Source organism: Kitasatospora sp. NPDC001225 (assembly GCF_053597855.1).
Genome location: NZ_JBSFJC010000012.1, coordinates 90,875 through 99,189, shown reverse-complemented (window position 1 = coordinate 99,189; position 8,315 = coordinate 90,875). Strand labels below are relative to the sequence as shown.

Here is an 8,315-nt window from a genome sequence, read left to right as displayed (position 1 = left end):
TGCGACAGCGAGTCCGAGTGGGTGGAGCCGTAGCCGTTCAGCCACGCCTTCCAGGAGCCGCTGTGGGCCGCCTGCGAGGCGCTGCTGTCCACCACACCGCTCGACGCGGTCCACGGCGTGGCCGTGCCCGACTCGAAGCCCTCGTTGCCCAGCAGCTGGGCCGGGGTGCAGCCGCCGCCACCGGTGGAGACGGTCCAGGTGAAGCTGGTCGTACCGGTCTTGCCGGCCGAGTCCTTCGCCGTGACGGTCACGTTGTAGGTGCCCGCGGTGGAGGCGGTGCCGGTGATCGCGCCGGTGGAGGCGTTGATCGACAGGCCGGTGGGCAGGCCGGTGGCCGAGTAGGTCAGCGGGGCGGTGCCACCGGTGGCCTTGATCGCCAGGTTGACCGCGCCGCCGACGGCGGTGGACTGGTTGCCCGGGTTGGTGACGGTGACGCCGCCCGGGTTGGGCGCCGTGCCGACGTTGACGCCCGCCCAGGCGGTGCCGACCGCGGCCAGCTCGGCGCTGCCGGCCCCGTACAGGTCGGTGGCCGCCTTCTCCGTCGCGGTGCGCGCCGCGGCGTAGTTGGTGCTGGAGGTCATGTAGGTGGTCAGCGCGCGGTACCAGACGGCCGCCGCCTTGTCCCGGCCGATGCCGGTGACCGCGATGTTGCCCTGGGTCGGCGAGTCGTAGTTGACGCCGTTGATGGTCTTCGCGCCGCTGCCCTCGGACAGCAGGTAGAAGAAGTGGTTGGCGACGCCGGACGAGTAGTGGACGTCCTTGTTGCCGACGGTGGAGGACCAGTAGTCGGCCGAGGCACCGTCCTTGGACGGCTTGTCCATGTAGCGCAGCGGGGTGCCGTCCCCGTTGATGTTGATCAACTCACCGATCAGGTAGTCGGGGTTGTCGGTCGGGATGTTGGCGTAGAACTCGACCATCGTGCCGAAGATGTCCGAGGTGGCCTCGTTGAGGCCGCCGGACTCGCCGGAGTAGGTCAGGTTGGCGGTGGCCGCGGTGACGCCGTGGCTCATCTCGTGGCCCGCGACGTCCAGCTCGGTCAGCGGCGCGGTGTTGTTGCTGCCGTCGCCGTACGTCATGCAGAAGCAGGAGTCGTCCCAGAACGCGTTCACGTAGTTGTTGCCGTAGTGGACGCGGCTGTAGGCGCCGACACCGTCGTTGCGGATGCCGTTGCGGCCGAAGGTGTTCTTGTAGTAGTCCCAGGTGGCCGCGACGCCGTAGTGGGCGTCGACCGCGGCGGACTCGCCGTTGTTGACGGTGCCGTCGCCCCAGGTGTCGGTGGACTTGCTGTACAGCGTGCCGGTGCCCGAGGTCCCGTGGTTCAGGTTGGTGGTGTACATCCCACCGCGGGTGCCGTCCTTCAGCTGGTACGACGAACCCGACTGGGTGGTGCCGATGGTGACGTTGCCGACGAAGACGCCCTTGCCGGAGCCGGTCTCGATGCCGTCCCACTGCTGGATGACCTGGCCGCTGGTGGCGTCGGTGACGACGTGCATCTTGCTCGGGGTGCCGTCGGACTTGGTCGAGGAGACGACGGTCTCCCAGGCCAGCCGGGGGCTGTTGTCCGCGGCCCAGACCACCAGGCGCGGCGCGGTGTCGACCGCGGTGCCCTGCTCGGCGGCGAGCGCGGCGGTCTGCGCGGCCGGAGCGGCCAGCTTCGGCGTGGTGCTGACACCGCTCAGCGGGGCGGTGCTGGCCCGGTCAACGCTCTTGGTCGCACCGGTGGGCGCCTGGTGCACCACCAGGTCCCCACCCAGGACGGGCAGTCCGTTGAGGGTGCGCTCGTACCGCAGGTGGCGGGTGCCGTCCGCGTCCTGGAAGACGTCCTTGGTGACCAGCTTCTCCTCACCGCTCAGCCCGAGGCTCTGGGCGAGGCTGGTGGTCTGCTGGTTCGCGGCGGAGATCAGCTGGGCGCGGTTCGCCTGCTGGGCCGCGACGGCGGCCGGCGCGTCCGGCGTGGCCGCCTGGGCGATCACCGGTATGCCGGTGACCAGCAGCGCGGTGGAGGCGGCCATGACAACCGCCGCCTTCCGTGCGTGAGCGTAACGGGACATGCGGACTCCTTTTCCGACCGGCGCTGGGTCGCGCACGGTGGAGAGAAACCTGAGCCGCGGGGTCGCGGCGCAGTGGGGGCCCCCGCCGGGTGCGACGGGAGTGCGGATGCGGTGCTCACAACTCGTTGCAGGGTCGGACGCGCTGCACCTGAACTGGAACAGCTGCACCGGGGGGTGGGGTCCCCTCGTCTACAGCCGGGGGAATCGTGGCAGCAAACGAGCCGTTAATGACAGATGCATGCCACGGATTGGCCGATTCATTACCGAAACCGTATGGAGGGCGCTCCGTCAGTTGTGTTACCCCACGACGAACTCGTGAACACGGTTTTCATGGCCCCGGACAAAGTTCGATCACCACCGGCAGTCGGTGACCAGCACTCAGGGCCGGTTCCGGCCCCGGCGGGTGGCCGACAGCGCCCGGCAGACCCGGCACGTCACAGTTCCGGCCGTGCCATCAACGGTTTCCGGCCATCGCGCGTCCGGAACGCAACCGTGCCCCCGCCGCCCGCGAACGGGCCCCGCACCACCTGAACAGTGGTACGGGGCCCGGGAGTTGTCGGGGTGTACGAATCAGTGTCGGACGGGTCGGCGCCGGAACGAACCGGTGCCGACCGGTCGGCGACGGCGGGTCAGCGCTGGACGAACACCGCCACGGTGCGGCCCGGCACGGTGAAGGTACCGGTCGCGGCGTCGAAGCCGGACCGCTGCACCACCCGGTCCGCCCCGCCCGCCTGGACGGGGTGCAGCGCCTGGCCGGTGCCCTTCAGCGCCGGCACGGTCTGCGCCTGCGCCGTGGGCGTCGCGTTGAAGACCACCGTGACGCCCTTCTCCGCCCCCGGCAGCCCGGTGCCGTCCAGGTGCAGGGTGATCACCCCGGGCGTCTCGCCGGCGGTGCCGGAGAGCGGGTAGGAGAGCCGCTGCTGGACGGCGGCCAGGCTCGGCAGCGAGAACAGCGGCGAGGACTGCTTGATCCGCAGGAACTCCTGGTACTGCGCCGAGGCCGACCGGATGTCGGCCGCGCCGACGGTCAGCTCCGGGTTCGCCAGCAGGGACCGGGCGGCCGGCCACTGCTCCTGGTTGTCCTTCGCCATCGGCAGGCCGCGGCCCCAGCCGTTGCCCTGGGCCGGGTCCCAGTGGATCGCGTTGAACCAGTCCCCCGAGTCGTAGGAGTTGGAGTCGAGCGACTTGGAGCGCAGCAGGTCGCTGCCGGCCTGGGCGAAGCCCGCGCCCTGGGTGAGCGCGGTCAGCGAGAGCCCGAGCGCCTGCATCCGGGCCCGGTCGGCGGGCGCGGTTCCGGTCGGCAGCTTGTACGCGAGCGCGTCGAAGAGGTCGGTGTTGTCGTGGGCGTCCACGTACTCCACCGCCTCGCCGGGCTTGGCCGCGTACCCGGTCGGGGCGCCGTTGTAGTCGACCTGGGCGCCGGTGACGGGCTTTCCGGAGCTGTCGGTGAAGGAGTAGCCGGCCAGGTTGCCGGTCAGCCCGACCTTCAGCTGGTCCATCTGGTGCAGCAGCCGGGCCTTCTGCTCCTCCGGGGTGCCGTTCGCGGCCGAGCCGTTCGGGTCGGTGTACAGGCCCGAGGCGAAGCCCTGCTGCGGGGCGGAGTTCAGCATGAAGTTGCCGCCGCGGGCGGCGTCCCGGATCCGGTCGTCGAAGGTGGCGATGCCGGTGCCGGCCATGTTCTGCTGGGTGGCCTGCTCGAACCGGGCGTTGTTCGCGACGGCGCCGAAGTTCCAGCCCTCGCCGTAGAGGAACACGTTCTTCCCGTCCACGCCGTCCGAGTCCGGCGTCATCTTCCGCAGCGCGGCCTGCACGTCCAGCATGGTGGACTTCGGGTCCAGGCCCATCAGGTCGAAGCGGAAGCCGTCCACCTTGTACTCGCGGGCCCACAGCGTCACCGAGTCGACCACCAGCCGGTTCATCATGGCGTGCTCGGGCGCGGTGTCGGCGCAGCAACTGTCCGCCGTCACCTTGCCGTCGGCGTCCAGCCGCTGGTAGTAGCCGGGAACCACCTTGTCCAGCACCGAGTGCTCGGCCTGGCCGCTGGCGGCGGTGTGGTTGTAGACCACGTCGAGCACCACCCGCAGCCCGGCCGCGTGCATCGCCTGCACCATCTGCCGGAACTGCACCGTGCGGGCGACCCCGTTCGGGTCGGTGGCGTACGAGCCCTCCGGCACGTTGTAGTGCAGCGGGTCGTAGCCCCAGTTGTACGCGTCGTCGGCGGCCACGGCCGCCACGCACTCCTGCTGCTTCGGGCCGTCCGCCGGAAGGGACTTGAGGTCGCAGGCCGGCAGCTTCTGGTCGGCCCGGTTCTCCCGGACGGTGGCGATGTCGAAGGTCGGCAGCAGGTGGACCGTGGTCACCCCGGCCTTGACCAGGTCCCGCAGGTGCCGCATGCCGGCCGAGTCCGACTCGGTGAACGCCAGGTAGGTGCCGCGCTCGGCGGCCGGGACGGTGGGGTCCTCCACCGAGAAGTCCCGGACGTGCAGTTCCTGGATCTGCTGCTGCGCGGGCGGGACGGCCTGCGGGCGAGCGTGGTCGTCCCAGCCCGCGGGCTTGAGCGCCTTGGCGTCGAGGTCGGCGACCAGGCTGCGCCGGGAGTCGGTGGACAGCGCCACCGAGTACGGGTCGGTGACGGTGTTGACCACCAGCTGCTGGGTGGACGGCGCCCAGACCTTCACCTGGTACAGGTAGTACCTGCCGTCCAACTCGCCCTTGTCGCGGACGACTTCCCAGACGCCGGTCTCGTCGTCGAGCTTCAGCGGCAGCGTCTTCGGGGTGCCCCCGGTGGCGCTGTCGAAGACCTGGACGGAGACCTCCTGCGCGGTCGGTGCCCAGAGCGACAACGCCACCTTGCCGTTGTAGTAGGCCGGGCCGAAGTCGACCTTGCCGGTCCGCCCGGCGTACAGGTCGTCCAGCACGCCCGGGGTCTGCACCCCGGTGCCGGCCAGGACGGCGCCGCTGGGCAGGTGTTCGGTGAACAGCAGCTGGCCGCGGAGTGCGGCCGGGACGCGGGCGGCGTCCCTGGGGTCCACGGTGAAGGCCCGGTAGCCCGCCAGGTGCGGGTACTCGGCCTTCTGCGCGTCGGTCAGCCCGCCCTTGGCCGGGGTGAGCCGCAGCCACTTGCCGGGCTTGGTCAGCGCGCCCTTGTCGGCCCGGATGCCGCCCTCGGGGTCGTAGACCAGCTGGGCGCTGGTGCCGCCGGCCAGGGCCTCGTCGCCCGCGCCGTAGTTCGCCGGGACGACGACGGTCCTCGCGTCGATCCACTGGGCCTTGGCGCCGGTGAGGTCGATCTGCGAGGAGGCGGCCGGGTTCTGCGGCAGCAGGTAGCCCTCGCGGCCGCCGAGCACCCAGACCTCCCTGCCGTTGACGGCGAGGTCCAGCGACTGGTCGGCGGGCAGGTCCTTGTCGTTGCCCTTGTGCAGGATGTAGCTGAGGCTGGTCGCCCCGGGGGCGAGCGGCACCTCGAAGACGGCGCCGAAGGCGTCGCGGCGGGCCGGGGTCAGCGGCTTGCCCCAGTCGGTCGGGGTGGCGGCGCCGGTCCAGTCGTGCAGGCCCCAGCCGTCGTAGTCGCCGTCGGCCCGGTTGTAGTGGATGACGGCGGTGTTCGCCGGCTGGCCAGGACCGGTCGACCCAGCCGGCGGTCCCGGGTTCGCCGTGCGGACGGTCGCGTCCCCCTGCTTCAGCCACACCTCGCCGGTGCTGCCGACGTCGAGGTGCCGGTCGGCGTCGACGTCCTTGACGCCGTCCTTCTCCACGATGAAGCCGACGTCCGAGGCGCCGGGCTTGAGCTTCACGTACGCGAAGGCGCCGTACGCGTCCCGCCCGGTGAAGGCGTGCCCGGCCGGCCACGGGGTGGCCTCGCCGTCGGCGAGGTCGCCCCAGGCGTAGAGGTTCCAGCCGTCGTAGTCGCCGTCCGGCCGGTTGTAGTGGACGACGGCGTACGGGCGGGAGCCGGCGGTGGGCGCGGACTTGGGCGCGGGGGTGCCGGTGGTGAAGCTCGCGGTGGCGGAGCGCAGGTGGCCGCTGGAGTCCCGGACGACGGCCTTGTAGCGGACCACCGTGCCGGGGGCGACGGCGGCCAGGTCCTGGGTGACCTTGTACCCGCCGTTGTCGGCGGTGCCCAGGGTCTGCCAGGGCCCGTTGCCGATCTGGGCGGCGAAGCTCACCCGGTTGAAGCCGCCGTCCGTGGTGGCGCCGACCGTGACGAGCCCGGTCGAGCCGTCCGCGGGCGGCTGCACCGAGAGCTGCGGCGCGGCGGCCACCGGCGCGAGCCGGCCGCCCGCCTTGAGGACGAGCGAGGACAGCGCGGGCACGGTGACCGTCACCTTGCGGTCGGCGCCGCTGGTGACGCGGGCGCCCGCCGCCGGGTAGACCGGGTCGAAGCCCATCCCCGCCGAGAAGGTGTCCAGGGTGACGGTCTTCGCCTCGGCGGCGTTGTTGACCGCGACCAGGTACTCGACCTGCTGCCCGGCGTCGATCCGGGAGAAGGCGTACACGCCGGCGCCGTCGGCGGCGTACCGCTCGATCTGGGCGCCGTCGGCCAGAGCCGGGTTGTCGCGGCGCAGCTTGGCCAGTCCGGCGATGCCCTGGTAGAGCTCGCCGCCCTGCCCGTACCGGTCGGCCGGGCCGGAGGGGCCGCCGAGCACCCGGTCGCCGTTGTAGGAGGCCGTCTTCGAGGCGAACAGGTCCTGCCGGGCGTCCTTGTCGCCGCCCGCGCCGGTGAAGCCCTGCTCGTCGCCGTAGTAGACGACGGGCTGGCCGCGGGTGAGGAACTGCAGCTCGTTGCCGAGCCGGTCCTTCCTGAGCAGGGTGGCGTCGTCGGCGCCCGGGTTGTCGGCGAGCAGGAAGGAGCCGAAGCGGCCCATGTCGTGGTTGCCGAGGAAGGTGGGCAGCTCGTACGCGTCGGTGTCGGCGCTGGTGTAGCGGTAGTCCTGGGCGTAGACGTCGGCGAGGCCGCGCGCCGAGCCGCCCTGCGAGACGTAGGAGCGGGCCGCGCCCTGGAACGGGAAGTCCAGGGTGGCCTGGAGCCTGCCCTTGGTGACGTACGGCGAGGTGACCGCCGGGTCGCCGGAGTAGACCTCGCCGAACATGAAGAACTTCTTGTTGCCCTGCTTGGCGGCGAAGTCCTTGAGCGCGGGGGCCCACTGCTGCCAGAACGCCATGTTGACGTGCTTGACGGTGTCGATCCGGAAGCCGTCCACGCCGGCGTCCTTGACCCACTGCTGGTAGACCTTCTCGAAGCCCTTCACCACCTTGGGGTTCTGGGTGTCGAGGTCGTCCAGGCCGCTGAAGTCGCCCTCGGTGGCGGACTCGCCGACGAAGGTCGAGTCGCCCCGGTTGTGGTAGAGCGCCGGGTCGTTGAGCCAGGACGGGGTCTTGGCCGCGGCGTCTGCCGGGGTGCGGAAGACCGGGGTGTAGGGGAAGGAGTCCTTGGTGGTCCGCGGCCAGGGGGCGCCCGCGTCGGCGACGGCGGTCTCGTCCACCGGGTTCCCGTCCGCGTCGAGCGTCGGGTAGGCGCCGGCGGAGCGGTAGCCGTACTGCTTCTCGGCGTAGTCGATGACGTCGGCGGTGTGGTTGGTGATGACGTCGAAGAAGACCTTGATGCCGCGGGCGTGCGCCTTGGCTATCAGCTCCTTGAGCTGCTCGTTGGTGCCGAAGTGCGGGTCGACCTGGGTGAAGTCGGTGATCCAGTAGCCGTGGTACCCGGCCGAGGCGTCGGCCCCGCTGCCCTGCACCGGCTTGTTCTTGAAGATCGGGGCCAGCCAGATCGCGGTGGTGCCGAGGTCCTGGACGTAGTCGAGCCGCTGGATCAGCCCGGCCAGGTCGCCGCCGTGGTAGAAGCCCTTGTCCGCGGGGTCGAAGCCGTTCTCCAGCCGCCCCCCGGTGATGCCTCCGGCGTCGTTGGCGGTGTCGCCGTTGGCGAAGCGGTCGGGCAGGACGAAGTAGAACTGCTCCCGGGTGAGGTCGTGCCGCCCGGCGGTGGCCGCCAGCGCGGCGTCCGAGGGCGGGGCAGGCGGGGCGGCGGCGAGGGCCGCGGGGGCGCCGCCGAGGGTGGCGGCGGTCAGGGCCGCGGCCAGCAGGACGGCCGTGCGGCCCGGGGGTCTGCGGCGGCCAGGGGTTCGTTCGGCAGTGCTCCGTCGGGGGCGGAGCGGGGCATCGGCCACTGAGGGCTCCCTTAGGGGGAAGGGGCGATCGATTTCCCAGGAAGCTAGCGGCCTGCAATATGTTTCAGCAAGATGCAGAAATCGTTTCGTCGCCGGAAGT

At 71.4% G+C, this 8,315-nt stretch carries 2 protein-coding genes; both read right to left on the bottom strand.

What is annotated here, in order from left to right:
• Positions 1–2,051 (bottom strand): M4 family metallopeptidase (locus ACWDCZ_RS06620; RefSeq protein WP_449815378.1); only part of this gene is annotated, 2,051 nt, incomplete at its 3' end.
• 629 nt (positions 2,052–2,680) lie between these two features.
• Positions 2,681–8,215 carry a pullulanase-type alpha-1,6-glucosidase gene (gene pulA, locus ACWDCZ_RS06615; protein ID WP_449815377.1) on the bottom strand — a complete coding sequence of 1,845 codons (5,535 nt, stop codon included), beginning with the start codon at positions 8,213–8,215 and terminating at the stop codon, positions 2,681–2,683.
• Between the last annotated feature and the right edge of the window lie 100 nt (positions 8,216–8,315).